Origin of the sequence: Gordonia jacobaea, assembly GCF_965344965.1 — a bacterium.
GTDB classification, from domain to species: Bacteria; Actinomycetota; Actinomycetes; order Mycobacteriales; family Mycobacteriaceae; genus Gordonia; species Gordonia jacobaea.
Map to the genome: position 1 here is coordinate 1,121,989 of NZ_CBDRLS010000001.1, position 19,666 is coordinate 1,141,654.

The 19,666-nt window shown below is 65.4% G+C and carries 21 protein-coding genes; 11 read left to right on the plus strand and 10 right to left on the minus strand.

Annotation, left to right across the window (positions count from 1 at the left end):
• Positions 1 to 10: 10 nt before the first annotated feature.
• From egtD to ACRVY7_RS05215, 3 genes are all read right to left on the minus strand, one after another.
• Positions 11 to 970 (minus strand): L-histidine N(alpha)-methyltransferase, encoded by a 960-nt coding sequence (egtD, locus tag ACRVY7_RS05205; protein WP_431816232.1) that lies wholly within the window; start codon positions 968 to 970, stop codon positions 11 to 13.
• Positions 967 to 2,292: an ergothioneine biosynthesis protein EgtB gene (gene egtB, locus ACRVY7_RS05210; RefSeq protein ID WP_431816233.1), complete on the minus strand. Its 1,326-nt coding sequence runs from the start codon at positions 2,290 to 2,292 to the stop codon at positions 967 to 969. Before egtB ends, egtD begins: the two co-directional genes overlap by 4 nt.
• Before the next feature lie 178 nt (positions 2,293 to 2,470).
• The gene (locus tag ACRVY7_RS05215; protein ID WP_431816234.1) at positions 2,471 to 3,001 is read right to left on the minus strand and encodes a DUF5709 domain-containing protein; all 531 of its coding nucleotides are present in this window, start codon (positions 2,999 to 3,001) and stop codon (positions 2,471 to 2,473) included.
• A gap of 73 nt (positions 3,002 to 3,074) precedes the next feature.
• Between ACRVY7_RS05215 and ACRVY7_RS05220 the strand changes: the two genes are divergently transcribed.
• On the plus strand, positions 3,075 to 3,647 hold the full coding sequence (locus ACRVY7_RS05220) for a hypothetical protein (protein ID WP_431816235.1): 573 nt from the start codon (positions 3,075 to 3,077) through the stop codon (positions 3,645 to 3,647).
• Positions 3,648 to 3,883: 236 nt separating this feature from the next.
• Here ACRVY7_RS05220 and ACRVY7_RS05225 read toward each other — a convergent pair whose 3' ends face one another.
• The gene (locus tag ACRVY7_RS05225; protein ID WP_064865778.1) at positions 3,884 to 4,303 is read right to left on the minus strand and encodes a DoxX family protein; all 420 of its coding nucleotides are present in this window, start codon (positions 4,301 to 4,303) and stop codon (positions 3,884 to 3,886) included.
• Positions 4,304 to 4,556: 253 nt separating this feature from the next.
• Here ACRVY7_RS05225 and ACRVY7_RS05230 point away from each other — a divergent pair, with 253 nt between their 5' ends.
• Both ACRVY7_RS05230 and ACRVY7_RS05235 read left to right on the plus strand, forming a co-directional pair.
• Positions 4,557 to 5,912 carry a M1 family metallopeptidase gene (locus ACRVY7_RS05230; RefSeq protein ID WP_431816236.1) on the plus strand — a complete coding sequence of 452 codons (1,356 nt, stop codon included), beginning with the start codon at positions 4,557 to 4,559 and terminating at the stop codon, positions 5,910 to 5,912.
• Between the two features lie 21 nt (positions 5,913 to 5,933).
• A complete protein-coding gene (locus ACRVY7_RS05235; protein WP_431816237.1) occupies positions 5,934 to 7,244 on the plus strand; it encodes a lipopolysaccharide biosynthesis protein in 1,311 nt (436 codons plus the stop codon).
• 15 nt (positions 7,245 to 7,259) lie between these two features.
• Here ACRVY7_RS05235 and ACRVY7_RS05240 read toward each other — a convergent pair whose 3' ends face one another.
• Entirely contained in the window at positions 7,260 to 8,108 is an 849-nt protein-coding gene (locus tag ACRVY7_RS05240; protein ID WP_431816238.1) for a glycosyltransferase family 2 protein, read from the minus strand.
• Positions 8,109 to 8,190: 82 nt separating this feature from the next.
• On the opposite strand from ACRVY7_RS05240, the gene ACRVY7_RS05245 reads away from it, so the two are divergent.
• Both ACRVY7_RS05245 and ACRVY7_RS05250 read left to right on the plus strand, forming a co-directional pair.
• Positions 8,191 to 8,922 (plus strand): polyprenyl-phospho-N-acetylgalactosaminyl synthase PpgS, encoded by a 732-nt coding sequence (locus tag ACRVY7_RS05245; protein ID WP_431816239.1) that lies wholly within the window; start codon positions 8,191 to 8,193, stop codon positions 8,920 to 8,922.
• Positions 8,923 to 8,924: 2 nt separating this feature from the next.
• Positions 8,925 to 9,269 carry a DUF2304 domain-containing protein gene (locus ACRVY7_RS05250; protein WP_431816240.1) on the plus strand — a complete coding sequence of 115 codons (345 nt, stop codon included), beginning with the start codon at positions 8,925 to 8,927 and terminating at the stop codon, positions 9,267 to 9,269.
• 91 nt (positions 9,270 to 9,360) lie between these two features.
• On the opposite strand, the gene ACRVY7_RS05255 is transcribed toward ACRVY7_RS05250, so the two are convergent.
• Both ACRVY7_RS05255 and rfbA read right to left on the minus strand, forming a co-directional pair.
• Entirely contained in the window at positions 9,361 to 9,987 is a 627-nt protein-coding gene (locus ACRVY7_RS05255) for a dTDP-4-dehydrorhamnose 3,5-epimerase family protein (RefSeq protein WP_431816241.1), read from the minus strand.
• 28 nt (positions 9,988 to 10,015) lie between these two features.
• Positions 10,016 to 10,894 (minus strand): glucose-1-phosphate thymidylyltransferase RfbA, encoded by an 879-nt coding sequence (rfbA, locus tag ACRVY7_RS05260; protein WP_431816242.1) that lies wholly within the window; start codon positions 10,892 to 10,894, stop codon positions 10,016 to 10,018.
• A gap of 120 nt (positions 10,895 to 11,014) precedes the next feature.
• Here rfbA and rfbB point away from each other — a divergent pair, with 120 nt between their 5' ends.
• Complete coding sequence (gene rfbB / locus ACRVY7_RS05265; protein WP_431816243.1) at positions 11,015 to 12,019, plus strand: dTDP-glucose 4,6-dehydratase; 1,005 nt, start codon at positions 11,015 to 11,017, stop codon at positions 12,017 to 12,019.
• Here rfbB and ACRVY7_RS05270 read toward each other — a convergent pair.
• A complete protein-coding gene (locus ACRVY7_RS05270; protein ID WP_431816244.1) occupies positions 12,009 to 13,421 on the minus strand; it encodes a uracil-xanthine permease family protein in 1,413 nt (470 codons plus the stop codon). The two genes, rfbB and ACRVY7_RS05270, sit on opposite strands and share 11 nt — an antisense overlap.
• Positions 13,418 to 14,557, minus strand: coding sequence for an aryl-sulfate sulfotransferase (locus tag ACRVY7_RS05275; protein ID WP_064865789.1), 1,140 nt, complete (start codon positions 14,555 to 14,557; stop codon positions 13,418 to 13,420). The genes ACRVY7_RS05270 and ACRVY7_RS05275 overlap by 4 nt, the downstream gene beginning before the upstream one ends.
• A gap of 196 nt (positions 14,558 to 14,753) precedes the next feature.
• On the opposite strand from ACRVY7_RS05275, the gene ACRVY7_RS05280 reads away from it, so the two are divergent.
• The 5 genes from ACRVY7_RS05280 to ACRVY7_RS05300 all read left to right on the plus strand — a co-directional run bounded on the left by ACRVY7_RS05280 (position 14,754) and on the right by ACRVY7_RS05300 (position 18,665).
• The gene (locus tag ACRVY7_RS05280) at positions 14,754 to 15,368 is read left to right on the plus strand and encodes a helix-turn-helix domain-containing protein (protein WP_431816245.1); all 615 of its coding nucleotides are present in this window, start codon (positions 14,754 to 14,756) and stop codon (positions 15,366 to 15,368) included.
• 547 nt (positions 15,369 to 15,915) lie between these two features.
• Entirely contained in the window at positions 15,916 to 16,257 is a 342-nt protein-coding gene (locus tag ACRVY7_RS05285; RefSeq protein WP_431816246.1) for a hypothetical protein, read from the plus strand.
• 136 nt (positions 16,258 to 16,393) lie between these two features.
• On the plus strand, positions 16,394 to 16,933 hold the full coding sequence (locus tag ACRVY7_RS05290; protein WP_431816247.1) for a hypothetical protein: 540 nt from the start codon (positions 16,394 to 16,396) through the stop codon (positions 16,931 to 16,933).
• 80 nt (positions 16,934 to 17,013) lie between these two features.
• Positions 17,014 to 17,622 carry a hypothetical protein gene (locus tag ACRVY7_RS05295; protein WP_431816248.1) on the plus strand — a complete coding sequence of 203 codons (609 nt, stop codon included), beginning with the start codon at positions 17,014 to 17,016 and terminating at the stop codon, positions 17,620 to 17,622.
• 44 nt (positions 17,623 to 17,666) lie between these two features.
• Complete coding sequence (locus ACRVY7_RS05300; protein WP_431816402.1) at positions 17,667 to 18,665, plus strand: tocopherol cyclase family protein; 999 nt, start codon at positions 17,667 to 17,669, stop codon at positions 18,663 to 18,665.
• On the opposite strand, the gene ACRVY7_RS05305 is transcribed toward ACRVY7_RS05300, so the two are convergent.
• Positions 18,611 to 19,579 (minus strand): alpha/beta hydrolase, encoded by a 969-nt coding sequence (locus ACRVY7_RS05305; RefSeq protein ID WP_431816249.1) that lies wholly within the window; start codon positions 19,577 to 19,579, stop codon positions 18,611 to 18,613. The genes ACRVY7_RS05300 and ACRVY7_RS05305 overlap by 55 nt on opposite strands.
• Positions 19,580 to 19,666: the final 87 nt, after the last annotated feature.

Here is a 19,666-nt window from a genome sequence, read left to right on the forward strand (position 1 = left end):
CCCCAACGCGTCAGCGCCGGCTCAGCGTGACCTGGAAGTCGCCGGCCGGGTCGGACCAGGTCTCCACGACCGGCAGCCCGGCGTCGGACAACTCGGCGGCGAGTTGCTCCGGCGCGAACTTGGTGCTGATCTCGGTGAGGATCTCGGCACCTTCGGGTAGCTGCCACTCGCGATCGAGTGCACCGAGGTGCGCGTTGACCGGACGCCGCGCCCGCAACCACATCTCGATCCGGTGCAGCTTGGGGTTCCACCGGGCGATGTGGTCGAAGTCGTCGACGAACAACCCCGACGCGTCGAGTCCGCGGCGCAGCACCTCGATCATGTTCCTGTTGAAATCCGCTGTGACACCGGCTTTGTCGTCATAGGCGGCAACCAGTCGGCCGGTGTCCTTGATGCGGTCGGCACCGAGCAGAAAGTAGTCGCCCGGACTCAACGCCTCCGACAGCGCGGTGAAGAAGTCGTCGCGCGCGGGGTCGTCGAAGTTTCCGATGGTGCCGCCGAGGAACGCAGCCAACCTGGGTCCGTCGGACTGCGGCAGCTGGAGTCCTGGTGCGGTGAAGTCGGCGAGCACGGGTTCGATCGTCAGAGACGGGTAGTCGGCGGCGAGGATCTCGGCTGTGCCGGCGAGCATTTCGGCACTCACATCGACCGGTACGTAGGTGAACTCGCGTCCACGTTCGGCGGCGTGCGCGGCAAAGGCGTCGAGTAGCAGTCGCGTCTTGGTCGACGTTCCCGAACCCAACTCGACCATCATCGTCGCGTCCGTCGTCGACGCTATGTCGGCGGCGTTCGCGGCGAGGATCGCTGTCTCCCTGCGCGTCGGGTAGTACTCGGGCAGGAAGGTGATCTCGTCGAAGAGTTTGCTGCCGCGTTCGTCGTAGAGCCACTTGGTCGGCAGGACAGGCGGGTTTTGCCAGAGTCCCTCGGCGGCATCTGCGGCCAGGGCTGGATTGGCTGTGGTTGAGGTCATCGGGCCAGGCGCAGCCCGGAGAACACCCAGCGCGAATCGGCCGGGAAGAAGTTGCGATAGCTGACCCGCTCATGTCCGCGAGGTGTGATCGCGCTTGCGCCACGCAGCACGTGTTGGTCGCACATGAACTTGCCGTTGTACTCGCCGACAGCCCCGTTAGCGGGTGCGAACCCTGGATAGGGCAGGTACGCACTCGACGTCCACTCCCACACGTCGCCGATCATCGCCGACCCTGCGCGTCGGGGATGACATCGTGCCGGATCGAGGAGCTCGCCACGCGCGCCGCCGACGCCTGCCGGGTTCGGGCCGCCCGGCACGCTGGGCGCACCCGTTGCCGCGTACTCCCACTCGAACTCGGTTGGCAGCCGCGCCCCCGCCCACCGCGCAAAGGCGTCTGCCTCATAGAACGACACGTGCGCGACGGGCTCGTCCCACACGACAGGTCGACGCCCCGACAACGTGAACGTGGTCCACTCGCCGTCGTCGAACGACCAGTAACCCGGTGCGCGCCAGCCGGTTTCGTTGATGTGTGCCCAGCCGTTCGACAGCCACAGCTCGTGCCGTCGGTAGCCGTCGTCGGCGATGAAGTCGAGCCAGTCGGCATTGGTGACAGCGCGCTCGGCGATCTCGAAGTCTTCCAGGAACACCCGATGCCGCGGACCCTCGTTGTCGTACGCGAAGGTCTCGGGCGTGGTGCCCGACCCGGCGAACGGTGTACCGACCTCGACGACGCCGCCTGCGACCTCACGCCATGTCAACGCGTCGGGCTCGCCCTGCTCGTCGGCGGGGCGGTCGACGTAGACGGGGTCGAAGTGGTGCGTGGAGAACAGATGCTTGAGGTCCATCAGGATCAGCTCCTGATGCTGCTGCTCATGGTTGCAGCCCAGCTCGAGCAGTCCCAGCGTCGACTCGTCGTGGTCGCCGCGCTGGAGAAGTTCGGTCATCGCGGCGTCGACATACTCGCGATACCGCGTGATGTCGGTGATGCCGGGGCGGGTGACCAGCCCGCGGTCGGGTCGCGGATGTCGCTCGCCGACGGTCTCGTAGTAGCTGTTGAACAGATAGCGGAAGGTCTCGTCGTACACCACGTACGACGGATCGTTGCGCAGGATGAACTCTTCGAAGAACCAGGTCACGTGCGCGCGATGCCACTTGGCGGGACTGGCCGCGGTCATCGATTGTGGTGTCTGGTCTTCGGCCGACAGCGTCGAGCACAACTGATCTGTCAGTGCGCGGATGTCGAGGAATCGCCGTGTTCTCGACGCTTCGTCGGTGGCAGATGCCGAAATCTGCTCAGCGGATATGCGATTGGTGATGCTCACTGGAATACCTCCGGTGGCTGTTCGTCGCGGGACAAGCGATCAAACGATCACTCGCCGACAACACCATCGTTGCCAGGGCCGCGCACCCTGTCAACGCGGTGGGCGTCGACCAGGTGGTTCGCGTACTCCTGCATCCAGTCCAGCACAGGGGTCTGACATCAACCCCTCACCGAAGCGCTCAGCGGCCCTCGGCCTCGTCCTCCCACTCGGCGTCGGCGGCGTCTTCGCCCTCGTCGACGACGTGCACGGCGGCTTCCTCTGCGCTCGCGCCCGCACCGTCGATTCCGCAGTCGGTTGCCACTGCCTCGGCTTCGTTGTCGACGACGCCACCCTGATCGGGTGCGAGGAGTCGGCCTGCGCGTCGATCGCCCACCTGGTCGTCCTCGACGAACTCGGGGCTCGAATCACTCTCGTGCGCTTGCCAATCGGGGTGCTCGTCGCGCTCGATCTCGTCGATCGGGTCGTCCTTCTGCCACGGGTCGGGCTCTTCCTCGGAGAGCTTCTCGTCGAGCGACTCGCCCTCGCGCATCTCGGATGCGGTGAGCCCGCGCATCGCGGCCTTGGGCTCGTAGTCAGGCGGTGAGTACCCCTCGTCGAGGACGTCGTCGACGCCACGGTCGTCGAGTGAGTCCTGAGGCTGCAACTGATCGTCGGGGTCGAGTGCGTACTCGCTGCCACCTTCGATGATGGATTCGTTTTCGTCGCTCACACCTCCACGATAGGCCCAGGAGCGAATCGCAGAAGACGGCACGCGACGACTCGCGATCAGGGAAACTATGGAGATGTTGGCAGAAATGCAACAGGATGCCGAGTCGCTCTACGCCGCCGGCGAGTACGACCACGCCCTCGCCGAGTTCTCGGTGCTACGCGAGATGCGTTCACGACGCGAGGGCCCCTATTCGGTGTCGTACCTCGCCAACGTCCACGACTGCGTGCGCTGCATGTCGGCTCTCGAACTCTGGGCCGATTCCAACCCGCTCTGCCACGAGCTATACGGCAAGTACGTGCACACACACGGCCGCGGCGAGGCCGACACCGTCGACGTCGCCAAGCACTGGGCCTGGGCACTGGTTCACCTGTCCGACTACGCACGCGCGCTGCGCCTCTACGTGTTGACCGCCGACGCCCTCTGGGACACCGACCCGGCGCAAGCGCGCAGATTACTCGGCGCCGCAGCCGTTCACCGCCGCGACACCGACCCGACGACGCTGCTCGCCGACGACCGACTCGACGGCGTACCGATCCATCACGCGGGAGCGTTGGGCTCAACGCTTGCGGAGTTCATCTCGACGACACCGCCCGCAGATGTCGCGCAGCTTCCCGAACGGGTCACCATCGACGGCCTTCTCCACTGAGAATTTCGCGGTATACCGCGTAGCCCGCAGCCCTGAGCACTTTGGCGCGAGAAGTAGGCCTGCTCCACTTGGCGAGACTGCTAACCCCGGGCACGTCGCCCGACCGGCACGTACACAATCCGGTCGTCAGCGCGAGGCCACGACAATAATTGTCGCCGCGCCCCGCTGACGTCACAGTTGTGTACGTACCGCCCCGGGCGACGCTCAGCTTCGCCCGGGGCGCACCACTTTTGCCGCTAGTCGGCCACGCGATTGCGTCGTCGGAACACGTGGGTGTCGAAGGCCAGACCGCCCGCCGATGCGAAGCCGACCGCCAGGAGACCCGCGATGAGCGCGAGCGGGAACTCGTAACCGCCGTCGGATGCCCAGAAGCCCTGATCGATGTGTGCGACGAAGATCGCGCCGACCATGTCGATGATCAGCAGCACGGAGACGAGCGGCAGGAGAACGCCCACGATCAGCAGAATGCCGCCGATCAACTCGACCCAGGTCGCGTAGTACGCCGAGAACTCGGGAAAGGGTGCACCCATCTTGGTGAAGCTGGCCTTGGTTCCGTCGAGTCCGAAGGTGTGGAGCTTCTGCCAGCCGTGCGCGATGAAGATGATGCCGAGAATCACCCTCGCGGCGAAGAGTCCGAGACTGCGGATCGGGTACATGCTGTCACCTTTCTCGGGACGTGGTTCGCCCCTGTTGCCTTACGTATCGAACATGAATTTAACCGGACCCTAGTCCGTTTACAACCTGACGCGCCTCACAGAAGCAACGCTACGGGTAGGGTGAGTTCTCGCGTCCTGATCGAGAAAATGACGCCGAAAACGCCCACTTCCGACAAGCCGGACAGGCTCGGGAAGTGCGACGGTAGCCAGAGCCGAAGAGTGAGTCAGTAGAGCCAGAGACAGGAGTCGTTGCGTGCCGGGTAAGTCGGGGAAGAACTCACGGCAACCTGTTCTCGGTACACCGACCGACAGCGTCGACCCCTACCTGCCAGACAATGGCAATCTCGGTTATCGCATCTCCCGCTACGACCTCGACCTCGAGTACAAGGTCGCCAGCAACCGCCTCGAAGGCACCGCGACGCTGACCGCGACGTCGTATGTGGAATTGGCACGTTTCAGCCTCGACATGGCGTCGACGCTCAACATCGGCAAGGTCACCGTCAACGACAGGCGGGCCAGGTACAGCCACCGCCAGCGCAAGCTGTTCATCACCCCCGATTCGCCCATCCCGCCGGGCGGAGCCATGACGATCGTCATCCGTTACAGCGGCACCCCTCGACCCATCCGCGGCCCGTGGGGCACTGTCGGATGGGAAGAACTGACCGACGGCTCGCTGTGTGCCAACCAACCCAACGGCGCGGCGTCGTGGTTTCCCTGCGACGACCACCCGAGCGCCAAGGCGCCCTACCGCATTTCGATCACCACCGACAGCCCGTACTACGCGCTGGCGAACGGCGTACTCGCGTCGAAGCGGGTACGGGCAGCACAGACGACGTGGGTCTACGAGCAGATCGAACCGATGTCGACGTATCTGGCCTCGATCCAGATCGGACCATACGAGCACATTCGATTGGCGTCCAAACCCGTTCCGGTAGAAGCGATCCTGCCGTCACGACTAAGAGAGAACTTCCGCGTCGACTTCGGCAGGCAGTTGGAGATGGTCGAGGCGTTCGCCGAGATGTTCGGCCCGTATCCGTTTGCCAAGTACACCGTCGTGGTGACCGACGATTCGCTCGAAATCCCCATCGAGGCACAGAGTTTCAGCACATTCGGAGCCAATCACTGCGACGGCAGCCGCGACGCCGAGAGGCTGATCGCCCACGAACTCGCCCATCAGTGGTTCGGCAATTCAGTGACACTCGAACAGTGGCACGACATCTGGCTCCACGAAGGATTCGCCTGCTACTCCGAATGGCTGTGGAGCCAACGATCGGGCGGGCGAAGCGCCGACGAATGGGCGCGACACTACTACGCCAAGCTGGCCGCCCACCCTGTCCGGGTAACGCTCGTCGATCCCGGACCGCGCAAGATGTTCGACGACTGGGTCTACAAGCGCGGTGCAATCACGTTGCACGCCTTACGTCTTCGCATCGGTGACGGCAACTTCTTCGCGCTCCTGCGTCGCTGGACCGACAAGTACCGCTACGGAACCGCCAGCACCGAGGACTTCATCGCGCTCGCCGCGAACTATTCCGACGCCCCGCTGAACGACCTCTGGCAGGCCTGGCTGTTCACCCCGGAGCTTCCCGCGTTTCCCGAACCGTCCTGACGCCGGCACATCGGTGTGTCGATGACTTCTGGTCCTGATCCCGAGATCTCCGCGGTATCCGACGATGCGAGCGGGCACAGTTCTGGCGGACGCAGTTTTGGCGGACGCAGTGCCGTCGGGCGCGTCACGATCGCGACGATCATCGCGGCGGCGTCGGGCTACCTGGTTCTACTCCTTGCCGCGCGGCAGCTCGGCGCAACGGGATACGCCGTCTTCGCGGTCTTCTGGGCGGCGTACGGCCTAGTCACCGGCGCACAGAACGGGCAGCTACAGGAGACGACGCGCACCATCCGCGCCGCCTCGGAGACGCGTGTGAGTGCCGCCTCGGAGACACGCACACGCCTCGGCCGACCGCTGCTGGTCAACGTCGGTATCGGCGCGGCGCTCGCCGTCATCGTCGCGGCGACGTCGCCGCTGTGGAGCGGCCACGTCTTCGACCAGTACCGCGTGCTGTCGGTGGTGCTGCTCGCCGTCGGGGTCGCGAGCTTCGCGGTGTACGCGCACCTGTGCGGCGCGTTGTCGGGGTCGCTGTCGTGGTCGCCGTTCGCGGTCCTGCTCAGCGTCGACGCGTTGATCCGACTGGTCGGCGCGGGCATAGCGGTCGCTTTCGGCTGGGGCGTGCTGGCGTTTCTGGTGATCACGGTGGTCGGCTCGGTGTCATGGATCGTGGTGCTCGCGACGTCGTCGACCGCCCGACGCGCCGTCGGACTGCCCGGCGACGTCGACGACCGACGCCTCGCGGGCAACACCCTCACCGCGATGGCGGCCGCGCTGGCGTCGGCGGTGGTGGTGATGGGTTTCCCGGTGCTGATCAACATCACCGCGCGCGCCGACGACGATTCGCGCGTCGTGGGTGCCGTCATCCTGGCGGTCACACTGACCAGAGCGCCACTACTGGTGCCGCTCAACAGCTTTCAAGGGGTATTGATCACCCGGTTCGTCGCAGCGCGCGACGCGTTGCTGCGTTCGCTCGCCGTGCCGCTGGCCGCGGTCGTCGTGGTCGGTGCGATCGGCGCGGTCGCGGCCTGGGCGATCGGCTCCTGGCTGCTCACACACATCTTCGGTGCCGACTTCACGCTCGGCGGCGGCACCATCGCGTTGTTCATGGTCGGCGCCACCGCCCTGGGACTGCTGACCGTGACCGGTGCGGCAACGCTGTCTGTCGGAGCACACCGGTGGTACGCGGCCGGGTGGTGGGTTGCCGCGATCGCCTGCGCCGCGCTGCTGACCGTGCCGCTCGAGGTGACCGACCGCGTCGCGCTCTCCTTGGTCGTCGGGCCGCTCGTCGGGGCAAGCGTGCACCTGGGCCGGCTCGCTACGTTCTCGACGTAATCAATTCGTGCGACGTCAATTCGTGCGACGGATTGTCGACGCCGCGCCCGCGATCCGCGCCATGCCGTGGTGCAGCCGCGACGTCACGTGCAGCCGTGCCGCCCGCGCGGCGCGTGTCCATCCGCGTGCTGCACATCGTTGTGCCTCACCGTCGAAGAAGGCGTTCTCCTCGGCAAAGCGTCGACCGTCGACCGCCTGCACCGAGCTGACCGACGCGTCGTGGCGGCGGTAGCGGAACAGCACGCGCGGGTCGTAGGCGAGCGCCTCCCCCGCGAAAGCGAGGTCGACGAGGAGCGCGAGGTCGAGGACGACGTCGAGTCCCTCCCTGAACCCGACCGTCCGCACGGCATCCGTGCGCCACAGCAGCGACGGGAAGTAGGTCCAGTTGCCGCGATAGAGGCTGGTGGCCATCGCCTCGCCGCGCAGGACCGTCGCAGACGACGGCGCGAGCACCGACTTGATCCGATCCCCGAGCGGGCGCACAACATGATCGTCCGCGTCTATCACCTCGACGCCCGGCGCGATCACCGCGGCATCGGGATGTGCGTCGGCCAGCGCACGGACACCCTTGAGGTACCCGGGCAGCATCACGTCGTCGCAGCCCATCACGACGTACCGGTCAGCGGTGACGAGGTCGACGCAGCGTCGAAAATTGCCGTTCACGCCGAGGTTGTGCGCGTTGCGCTCGTAGTGGACGCGAGCGTCTCCGAGGCCGGCCAGCCATTCGCGCGGCTCATCGCTCGGATAACCATCGTCGACGACGACGAGCCGGAAGTCGGGGTCCGCCTGCTCGAGAACGCTGGTGACCGCCTGCTTGAACTGCTCGACGTCGCCGTAGAAGGGCATCATGACGTCGATAGGCACCCGATCAGGGTAGACGTTGACGCGCCCACGCCTTCCGGGCACGTCCGAAGTGCCCCGCACCTGCTCCGATAGGGTTACCCCCATGACGGAACGCCCCACCAACGACGACGTGTGGTTGGTGATCCCCGTCTACAACGAGGGCGAGGTGATCAGAGACGTCCTGGTCCACGCCTCGAAAACCTTCCCGAACATCGTCTGCGTCGACGACGGCAGCTCCGACGACTCGGTCGCTCAGATCCGATCGGCAGCAGCCGACGTCGCGCGCACGCAGACCGGCAGCATCCATCTCGTGCGCCATCCGGTCAATCTCGGGCAGGGTGCCGCGATCCAGACCGGCGTCGAATATGCGCGGTCACGGCCCGGCGCCCAGTACTTCGTCACCTTCGACGCCGACGGCCAGCACCGCGTCGACGACGTCGTCGCGATGATCGACCGACTCCGCACCGAACCCGTCGACATCATCGTCGGCACGCGGTTCGCCGACGGCCGGAGCGAGTCGGTGCCACTGCTGCGTCGGATCGTGCTGCGGACCGTCGTCTTCCTGAGTCCGCGCACGCGCAGACTCGGACTCTCCGACGCCCACAACGGCCTACGCGCGTTCAACAAGACCGTCGCCGACCAGCTCGACCTGCTGATGGCGGGCATGAGCCACGCGTCGGAGTTCGTCGCGCTGATCGACCACCATCACTGGCGGGTCGCGGAACAGCCGGTCACCATCCTCTACACCGACTACTCGCGCGCCAAGGGGCAGTCGCTGATCAACGGCGTCAACATCGTCGCCGACGGTCTGCTGCACGGGCGCATGAGGAGATAGCCATGATCATCATCCAGATACTGCTCCTGCTCGCGGCCCTCGGACTCGTGTGGTTCTTCGTCACCAACCGCGGCAACGCGAGATCGTCTGCGGGAGTGAAGCTTCTGTTCGTCGCGTTCGTGGTCTTCGGCGTCTACGCGATGTTCCGCCCCAACGATCTGACGACCGTCGCGGGCTGGGTGGGCGTCGGCCGCGGCACCGACCTGGTGCTCTACTGCCTGGTGATCGCGTTCGCATTCACCACTGTCGCAACGTATCTCAGGTTTCGCGAGCTGGAGATCCGTTACGCACGACTCGCGCGCGCGGTCGCACTGCAGAACGCCGAGGTCGAGAACCGGCGCGACTGAGAGCCCCGTCCGCCCGAGCCCGCCTCCAAACGCCGCCCGAACGTGTAAACGCGGCTGGTGCACCAGCCGCGTTCACCAGAACGAGCCGCGTCTACGACGCCCCTTCGGCCAGCGACCGCAGATACGCGGTCACGTCGGCGTAGTCCGGAAGCAGCCCCGATTCGCGTGCGGCGGTCAAACCCGGTGCCGCAGTGTCCTTCTCGGACAACTCGTAGACCAGGGGCGAGCCGTCGCGGGCGAGCGTCGGCCATTCGATGCCCAGCTCAGGGTCGAGTGGATTGATCCCGTGTTCTGCACCGGGGTTGTAGCCGGTCGAGCACAGGTACGTCGCGGTCGACCCGTCTTCGAGTGCGCAGAACGCATGGCCGAGTCCCTCGGAGAGGTAGACCGCACGACGGTCGACGTCGTCGAGAAGCACGGTGTCGTAGGTGCCGAAAATCGGTGAGCCGACGCGAATGTCGACGATCACGTCGAGGATCGCACCCTTCGGACACGTCACGTACTTCGCCTGCCCGGGCGGAACGTCGGCGAAGTGCACGCCCCGCAGGACGCCCGCGGCCGACACCGACAGGTTGACCTGCGCGAGATCGAGTCGGTGACCGATCACGTCATCGAGCAGATCCCCCTTGAACACCTCGGCGAACAGGCCGCGAGCGTCACCGTGCTGCACGGGCGTGAACTCCCAGGCACCGTCGATCGACAACGGACGGATTTTCACGCGCGCTCCTCTGTTTCGTGAATCGTGTTCACTCGAAACCCTTACCGCGGGCCAGGATGTCGAGCAGGTAGTTGCCGTAGCCCGACTTGCGCAGCTTCTCGGCGCGCGTTGCCAGCTCGTCGTCGGACAGATAGCCCTGCCGCCACGCAATCTCCTCGGGCACAGCAATTTTCAGTCCCTGCCGCTGCTCGACGGTGCGCACGAAGTTGCCCGCGTCCAACAGCGAATCAAACGTCCCCGTGTCGAGCCACGCAGTCCCACGCGGCAACACCTTCACCGCGAGCTTGCCCTGATCGAGATAGTGCGCGTTGACGTCGGTGATCTCGTACTCGCCTCGCGCACTCGGCTGCAGGCCACGCGCGATCTCGATGACGTCGTTGTCGTAGAAGTACAACCCCGGCACCGCGTAATTCGACTTCGGGGAGGTCGGCTTCTCCTCCAACGACACCGCCCGCCCCTGCGCGTCGAAATCGACGACGCCGTAGGCCGTCGGATTGGCCACCCAATAGGCAAAGATCGCGCCACCGTCGATCGCCTCGAAACCCTTGAGCTGCGATCCAAGGCCCGGCCCGTAGAAAATGTTGTCACCGAGCACCAGAGCCACCGACTCGTTCCCGATGTGATCGGCACCCAACACAAACGCCTGCGCCAAACCGTCCGGCGACGGCTGCGTGACGTACGAGATATCGATACCGAACTGACTTCCGTCGCCCAGCAGCCCGGAAAACGCGGCCGAATCGTGCGGGGTCGTGATCACCAGAATGTCGCGAATACCCGCCAACATCAGCGTCGACAACGGGTAATAGATCATCGGCTTGTCGTAAACCGGGACGAGTTGCTTACTCACGCCCTGCGTAATCGGGTGCAACCGCGACCCGGTACCACCGGCAAGAATGATTCCACGCATGCAGATCAGACTAAACGGAACTGCTCGTCGGAACATCTCGTCGGACGCTCGGTACTCTAATGGCGCTGCACTCACCCTGCGACTCATCCCGCGGGTCCACAACGCACGAAGGGAACGACGTTGAAGCTCCTGGTCACCGGCGGAGCCGGCTTCATCGGGGCGAACTTCGTCCTCCGCACGCTCGAACAGCGCCCCGACGTGCAGTTGACCGTCCTCGACAAGCTCACCTATGCGGCGAGCCCCGCGACGCTGGCACCTGTCGCGGATCGCATCACCCTCGTCGAGGGCGATATCGCCGACGCCGCGCTGACCGACCGCCTGATCGCCGACGCCGATCTCGTCGTCCACTTCGCAGCGGAGTCGCACAACGACAACTCGCTCGCCGACCCGTCGGCCTTTGTGCAGACCAACCTCGTCGGCACGTACACCCTGCTCGAAGGGGTTCGTCGCCACGACGTGCGGTATCACCACATCAGCACCGACGAGGTCTACGGCGACCTCGACCTCGACGACCCGTCGCGGTTCACCGAGTCGACCCCGTACAACCCGTCGAGCCCGTACAGCTCCACCAAAGCGGGTAGTGACCTGCTGGTTCGCGCCTGGGTGCGGTCGTTCGGGGTGCCCGCCACCATCTCCAACTGCTCCAACAACTACGGGCCCTACCAGCACGTCGAGAAGTTCATCCCCCGCCAGATCACCAACGTGCTCTCCGGCGTACGGCCCAAGCTCTACGGCGACGGCCGCAACGTCCGCGACTGGATTCACGTCGACGACCACAACGACGCCGTCTGGACGATCATCGAAAAGGGCGAGATCGGCGAAACCTACCTGATCGGCGCCGACGGCGAGGTCGACAACCGGACCGTCGTCGAAACGATTCTGGAACTGGCCGGACAGCCACGCGATGCCTTCGACTTCGTCACCGACCGCCCGGGCCACGACCGCCGCTATGCCATCGATTCGACGCGCCTGCGGACCGAACTGGGCTGGTCACCGCGCTACACCGACTTCCGCTCCGGCCTGTCGGCGACGATCGACTGGTACCGCGACAACGCCGCGTGGTGGCAGGCCGCCAAGGGCGACGCGGAGGCGAAGTACGCCACCACCGAGCAGGTCATCGGCTGAGCGTGACGCGCGCCCGCCGAGCGTAGAGCGCGGCGACCACGATCCCGACCAGGGCGGCCATGGTGACACCGCTCGACAGCAGCAGCCGCGGAGTCGACGGGAACGCCCCGTACAGCCCGGGTGCGACGACGGGCAGCAGGCCCGCTGTCAGCGCTGCCACTGCGGTGACGAAGTTTCGGTCAGCAGACATGTCGATCGCCGTGAACATCTTCAACCCGGTCACGATGATCATCGCGAACACGTAGGCCGCAGTGGCACCGACCACGGGCGCCGGTAGCGAGTTGATGATCGCGCCGACCGGAGCCACGAACGCCATCAACACCAGGAGCACGCCGGTCCCCGCAGTCACATACCGCGAGCGCACGCCGGTCGCACGCACGATGCCGATGTTCTCCCCGCTGGTGAGCATCGTCTGCCCACCGAACAGCCCCGCGAACACCGACGTCACCGCATCGCCGCGGATTGTGCGCCCGACCGTTGCGCCGGTATCGATCCGTTTACCGACGACGTCGGCGTTGAGCACCACCTGCCCCGTCGCCTCTGCCATCGAACCGATACTGAAGACCAGCAGCGGAATCGTCGCGAGGATGTCGAAATGCGGGGTGCCGAAGGGAAACACCGACGGCACCTGAATCGCCTGATGCCCCGTGTCGAGATGAAGATGCCCGGTCACCGCGCTGACCATCGTGCCGACCGCCATACCCGCGAGCACAGAGATCCGGTTCAGCGGTGCGGGAAGAAACCTGTGCAGCACAACGATCGACGCCACGGTGACCGCGGCCAAGCCGACGGCCCACATCGGCGCAGTGGTGGCCTTGGCGCCGACGATGAGTCCGCCGGAGACCTTCACCAGGTTGATGCCGATCACCACGATCATCGCCGCGATCACCCCTGGAGGAACAAAGCGCACCACGCGACCGGCGAAGGGCGACAACGCGATTCCCACCAGACCAGTGATGATGACCGCGCCGGTGGCCGTGGCTGCTCCCGACGTATGAGCTATCTGCAGGAACAACACCACCGCAGCGCCACCCGGCAGCATCACGAATGGAAGTCGAGCGCCGAGCCCGAACCATCCCATCGACTGCAGCAGGGTCCCGACACCGCAGGCAAGCAGCGTCGCGCACAGCAACGCACGGGTGGTCGACGCGTCGAGTTCCAGCGTCGCACTGATCAGAAACACCGACGAGATCGGCGTCGCGATCATCACCAGCAGGTGCTGGATCGACATCGGGACGAGCTGGCGCCACCGCGGCCTGGTGTCGACCGGGTGCGTATCGGTTTCCGAGACGGGGATGTCTGTGGTCTCTTCCTGTTGTAGCGCCATCGAATTGGATATCGGGTGACCCGCGTGTGATCCCGCTACGTTGGACTCGTCGACAGCCTTGTCAGATGTGGTCACGACAGCAGCCCCCATGACTCGACCTGAGCGTCGGAGTAGCGGTAGGCGCGGAAGATCGCATTACTCGACGCGGGGAAGCGGGCAGCAGTATCGGGATCGGCGTAGGCAGAGAAGTGGGGAACGACGTACTCCCAGCACATTTGCTTGTCGGGCGTCACCTCGAAGATCCGCCCGAACGCCGCCTCGGTGACGAGAGTGTTTCCGTTCCAAAGTCGTTGCGCCCCGCCCATATAGGGCGTGAAGAAGGTCTCACGGATCGGGTCCGTGTAGCTCCACAGGATCTGCTTGGTCTCGGGGTCGACCTCGATCACGCGGCTATAGGTGACCGACTCGCCGGTACGGAAGGTGCCGTTGTCGAAGATGAGCAGAGTGCCGTTCGGCAGCGGCGTCACATGATGCTGTTGCGCAACAACACTCGAATCCAGCTGCCAGACAACATCTCCGGAGGCCTTGTCGATGACGATCACCGCCGACACGCTGCGCAGACTTGCCACCACTTTGTCGTCGCCGAGCGGTGCAACACTGTTGATGAGTGGCCAGTGTTCGCGCCAATAGTGCGGCTGCAGCGGGAAGTTCGTGACGTCGAGATGGTCGAACGCCCGCCACTGCCATACGATTTGCCCCTGCGCGTCAACATGGTTGATGACATCGGCGTATACGACGTCGCCCTTGTCGCCACCAAGCGCCTCGGTGCCGGGGAATCCGCCGCGCACAGCGCGCGCACGGTTGCCGGTCAGTGGTTCGACCGAGGCGTAGAGGATGCTGCCATCGTCGAGGTGGTTGGCATCGTGGTGTTGCAGGGCGTCGACGTGCTCGCTGAGTAGGTTTCCCGACGCGTCGTATCGCGCCATCGAACCCCCGCCGTACTTGCGCCACATGTCGAAGAGCGGTTCGACGCCCGATTCAGCGCCGACGAGACTTCCGTTGTAAGCCAACGAGCCGTCGTCGAGCAGACGCGCGTGTCGCCCCGGGCGGTAGGGCAGGTCCCACCGGTGAGCTTCGTTGCCCTCGGCATCAACCAAGTACACCTGCCCCGAGCCGTTCAGCGGCGCGTACAGCGTGTAGCCGCCCGCCGAAACTGCAGGATCGACGCCGATAAGGCCGACACCTCGTCGTTTGAGCGTGTTCTGTTCCATCTGGATCTCCTAGAATCGAACTGACCAAAGGTTCAGTACCGAAGAGTTGATACTGAATATTCAGTACTGAATCTTCAGTCACATTAGGAGAGTTGGCCAGAGTTCTGGTCACGCTGGCGTTAACTCTGGATTCCCGTTCGGAGCAGCGTCGTTTACATGGGGTCGCGCAGCGGCACCCACGGCGAGAGGACTACCGGTGACCACCGGACTGACACGCGGCAAGACCCTCGATTCCGCACAACTCGGCGGCGTGATCCGCGCCGCTCGACTGGAGAAGGGGCTCACACTGGCGCAGATGTCCGAACAGACCGGACTGTCAGCGTCGTTTCTCAGTCAGCTCGAGAACGGCCGCACCAACACCAGCCTCCGGTCGCTGCAGACCGTCGCGGATGCCCTCGGCACCACGGCAACTGTCCTGCTTGCCGATGCCGACACCGACGCCGACCCCGTTGCCAGGGCCGACGACGAACTGCTCACCCTTTCCGACGAACCGGACGCCCAGGTGCGTTCACTGGTGCGGGGCAAGAAGGCGCTGCGGGGACTGGAATTCACCGGTTCGGCACACGATGACAGAGAGTTCACCCACGCCCACGACGAGATCATGTACGTGATCGATGGGAGTGCGTACGCCACACTCAGCAGCGCCGACGGCGACCGGGAGGAGACACTCCGTGCTGGCGACTCGCTCTACATCGACGCCGGGGTCCCCCACCGCTGGCGGGCGCTGTCGGACGACACGCGTGTTCTGCTGTTCAGCGTCGCCGACGACATGGTCATCCGACGGTCGAACCGGCGCGAACGCGAGAAGTAGCGCCTTCATCCCGGGTCCAACCGGCCGGAGCCGTGCACGAGATGGTCCCAGAGCCAGCACCCCGACGCGCAGCTACCTCATCCGTGCACAGCTACCTTCTGCACCGCCCAAGGTGGCTGCACACAGATCAGGTAGCTGGACCGAGCGCTGCACGAAATGCCGCCCTCACGCCGCGCGCCGCCCGAGCATGCCCAGCACCCGACCACTGGCCGACAAGCCGTCGAACTAGCCCGAGCCGTGCACTAGCTGGCACTGGGCGCGACTCGACGCGCAGCTACCTCATCTGTGCACAGCTACCTTCTGCACCGCCCAAGGTGGCTGCACGCAGATCAGGTGGCTGTACGGAGAGCCGCCGACATCAGCCCTCACGCCGCGCGCCGCCCCCGACGACTGGCCCGTCGTCTCATGTTCACCAGGTCAGCGTCGCGGTCGGACACTTTACGCATACTTGCGCTAAGTGCTATTCTCGAAATCGAGAAAAGCCCTTTCGAGGCCCCACTCTCCCGCGAAGTCCCATCCTGAATCCCTCTCGACCGCAAGGCGGCAGATGAACCCCGAACGACCCCCGAACAGCGTCGTCATCACCAACGTCCACGACAGTAAGGGCACCATGCTGCGAGTCGTCCGGCTCACCGACGACGGCGGACTCATGATCGAAGGCCACGACCTCGGCGGCGGCGTCGAGCAATTCTTCGGTGCCTACGAGTACGAGTTCAAGAAGCAGTTCTCGTCCGACGCGGTCGCACGGCTCCGGGACCTACTCGGCCTCGAATCCGACGACGAACTGCTGCCGACCATCAAGAATCGGTTCACATACACGGACGATTTGGAGGAGTTTCTGCGAGACAACGGAATTGAGGGGAAATTCTGGAGCCGGGTGGGTGACTGAGCACTCCGAATGGGATTTATCGACACCGAGGCCTCCGCCGTCGTCTCATTGAATTACGCAGGCTAACGATTTTCGACGCCGCTACGAATCCCCTAATACAGGGGTTCGTCCAGCACACTCGGCATCGGAGATTCTCATGGTCACAGCTTCACGTATTCGTCGCGGCGTCGTAGCCGCACTCGCCGCGGCAACCATCGCGAGCGGCGCGGCAGTAGCAACAGCACCCAGCGCGCACGCCGCGCCGACACAACCCGGCATCCACCAGGTCGACCAACTCGGCGACCTGACCTACCAGGCACTCTTCGGCGCGGGCGTGCAGGTATACGAGTATGCGACGACGGTTCGCGGCACGTCCGATTCGACCGGAATCACCCCGCGGTACTACTACACCGTGCTCCGGAAGCTGAACAACCCACGCGATGGCAAGCCGGGGAGCCTGCGATACGGGTTCGTCGGACTCGGCCCCGGCACACAGCTGCCGGAGGTCTTCGCCCTCTACTCGCGCCTGCATCCCGAGCCGCACAACCTCGGCAACTTCTACTTCCGCGTCAACCCACAGACGCTGCAGCCACTGAGCTACGACCCGCACCCCCTGCCATGCCCGAAGCTCATCTCCGGCCCCATCGGACCGCTGACCGGCGGCGCCGCGATCCTCGGAAATCGTTGCGGCGGCTGAGCCACTGTGACCGAAAGGCCACCAATGGTCGGCTAAGCCCTTGTCGCCGATAACAGGTTCGTTTCATTGAGTCGCGTGGGATGACACACCCGTCGACCGTCGACACTCTGGATCGAGAGGGAGGTCTGTCGGGGCGTCGACCATCGGAGGTCAGCATGGGTTCGGCTCGCCGTACCGGCTGCAAGCTTCTCGGCACCCGTGTCGCAACGGCGCTGGTCGCGGCGACGGTGGCCGGCGGCGTGACGTTGACCGGAGGCACCCACGCCGACGCCGCACCGACAAACCCTTCGATCGTCAACGACGTGGCGAACCTGCCCTACCAGGCACTGTTCGCCACGGGCGTCCAGGTCTACGAGTTCGCGGGGATCTACCGTCAGGACAGTCCGGGCAGCGCCCCGTACTTCTTCACGGTGTTGCGCAAGCTCCACAGTGCAAATCAGGGCGCCCCCGGCACTCGGCGCTATGCCTTCGTCGGGCGCGGACCCGGTTCGACGCTGCCCGAGGCGTTCGGCATGTACCCCGGTCGACGACCGTCGTCGGATCTCCACCTGCGCTGGACATTCCAGTTCGACCCGCGCACCCTCACCCCGACGCTCGGCGGCGTGATGCAGTGCCTCTCGCCGCCGACTGTCGGGCCGATCGGAACGCTCGCGGGTGGTGCCGTGGCGACGCACACCTGCCCGAAGTGACTCGACGCGACATCACGCAGGACTCGCATGCAGATCCCGCCCGGATGCCACACTCGGGTATGCGCCCCCTCGACTGGCCGCTCCGCGAACTCGTGGCGCTCTACCGCCGCACCGGTGCCGATGTCCCATACGGCGACCCCTTGCCGTCCCACGGCACCGAGATGGAGGGCTGGTTCTGGCGGCTGACCGACCGGGCAACCGGCCGCGCAGTGGTCGCACTGTGCAGTTGCAACCGCCACGACGCCGGGGACTGGTCGACGGCGGCCATCGTGCTCGAACCCGGCGCCGTCGTCCGCCAGGCAGCGATCGGCGCTGCGGTGGCCGATCCTCGCCAGTTCTCCGTCCGCGCGCAGGAACAGGGGAACTACCTCGATGCCAATCGAGGCGGGGTCACTCTGACCATCGACGACGTCACCGTCGACCTGCGTGTCGACAACACCCGACCCTGGCCGAAGGCGTTCGGCGGCGGCGGGGTGTTCTCTTCGATCCCGTTCCTCAACCAGTACTGGCACGCTTACTGTCTTGGCGGCCGGGCGTCGGCAACGGTCACCGGACCCGGCGTGGACTGGCGGTTCGACGACGCCCGGCTCTACTGCGAACGCAACTGGGGTGCCGGTTTCCCGCAGCGGTGGTGGTGGGGCGAGGCGCATGACTTCGGCGACGACGACGTCTGCGTCGCGTTCTCCGGTGGGCTACTCGAACTCGGCCCGGTGAAGCAGGAAGTCACCGGAGTGGTCGTGCGCATCGGCTTACGGGTGCTGCGCATCACCCCGCCCGCACTGACCAGCTACCACTTCGACCGGGACACCTGGCACTGGCACATCACCGCGCGCACAGTGCGATTCGCCATCGAACTCGACGGCCACGGTGTCGGAGAACCGCCCGTGCTGCCGGTGCCGATACCGCACGAGCGGCGCAACGTGGACACCGATTACGAATTCCTCGACGGAACCCTCCGCTGCACCGTGCGGGAATGGGGTCGCGTCATCTACGACGGCACCTCGTCGCTGGCGGGACTCGAGATCGGTGACCGCCCGGCGTGAGCGTCGGCCGCGCTCGCTCGCTGAGGGTTGACGGGAACGACGTCGTGCAAGAACGCCACCTCGTCGGCGACCACGTCCTCGAAGGCGTCACCGACGTAGATATCGAAGTGTCCGTACGGGTAGATCTTCGCTGTGATGTGCGGATTGCCTTGTACCGCACGCACTGTCGGACCGGATGGGGCGACACTGTCGGTCGCGCAGATCGCGACGAATGTGGGGATGCCGATACGCGATGCCTTCCGCGCAGGCGAGTAGAGCGGAATCGCGAGACCGGTGCGCGCGGTGACACGATCGGAGAACGACGCCCCGTCGGGCACCAACGACAGGTAGCCCGATTCGGCGTCCGGTGCGGTCATCAGCGCGGCGTCGTGATCGTGTCCGGTGAGCCCCACCGTCACCGGGTCGCGACCCACCGCGCTCGACGCAAGGTCGGCGATTGCGCGCGCCGTGACCTTTGCCGACGAGATCGGGTCAAGTGCGGTCAGGGACGCGATACCGCTGGTGAACGGGCACTGCGAAATCGCCGCGGCGAGCCCGGGATGACGCGACGCCAACGTCAGCGCGTGTCCGCCGGAGAACGACGACCCCCACACGACGACCCGAGCGGCGTCGACCCCGGTGAGCGACTTCGCATAGGTGATCGCGGCGTCGTAGTCCGCGAGTTGCCTGCGCACCGACAACAGTTGCCGCGGCTCGCCATCGCTGTCACCGAAGTGTCGGTAGTCGAAGACAAGGCATGCGTAACCCGCGTCGGCGAAACGCTCGGCGAAGGCGTCGAGCCTCATTGTCTTGATGCCGCCGAGGCCGTGCGCCATCACGATGATCGGCGGGTTCGGCGACTTCGGTCGATAGAGCCAGGCTCGGATGACGACGCCGTCGGACGTGAACTCCACGTCGGTGCGCTCTGACCCCATGATCCCTCGTCTCGCTTGCGACCACATTCCGGTGAGCACAGCTTGTCAGACCGCGCATTCGTGTCGGCGCGGCCGCCTACCCAAGCA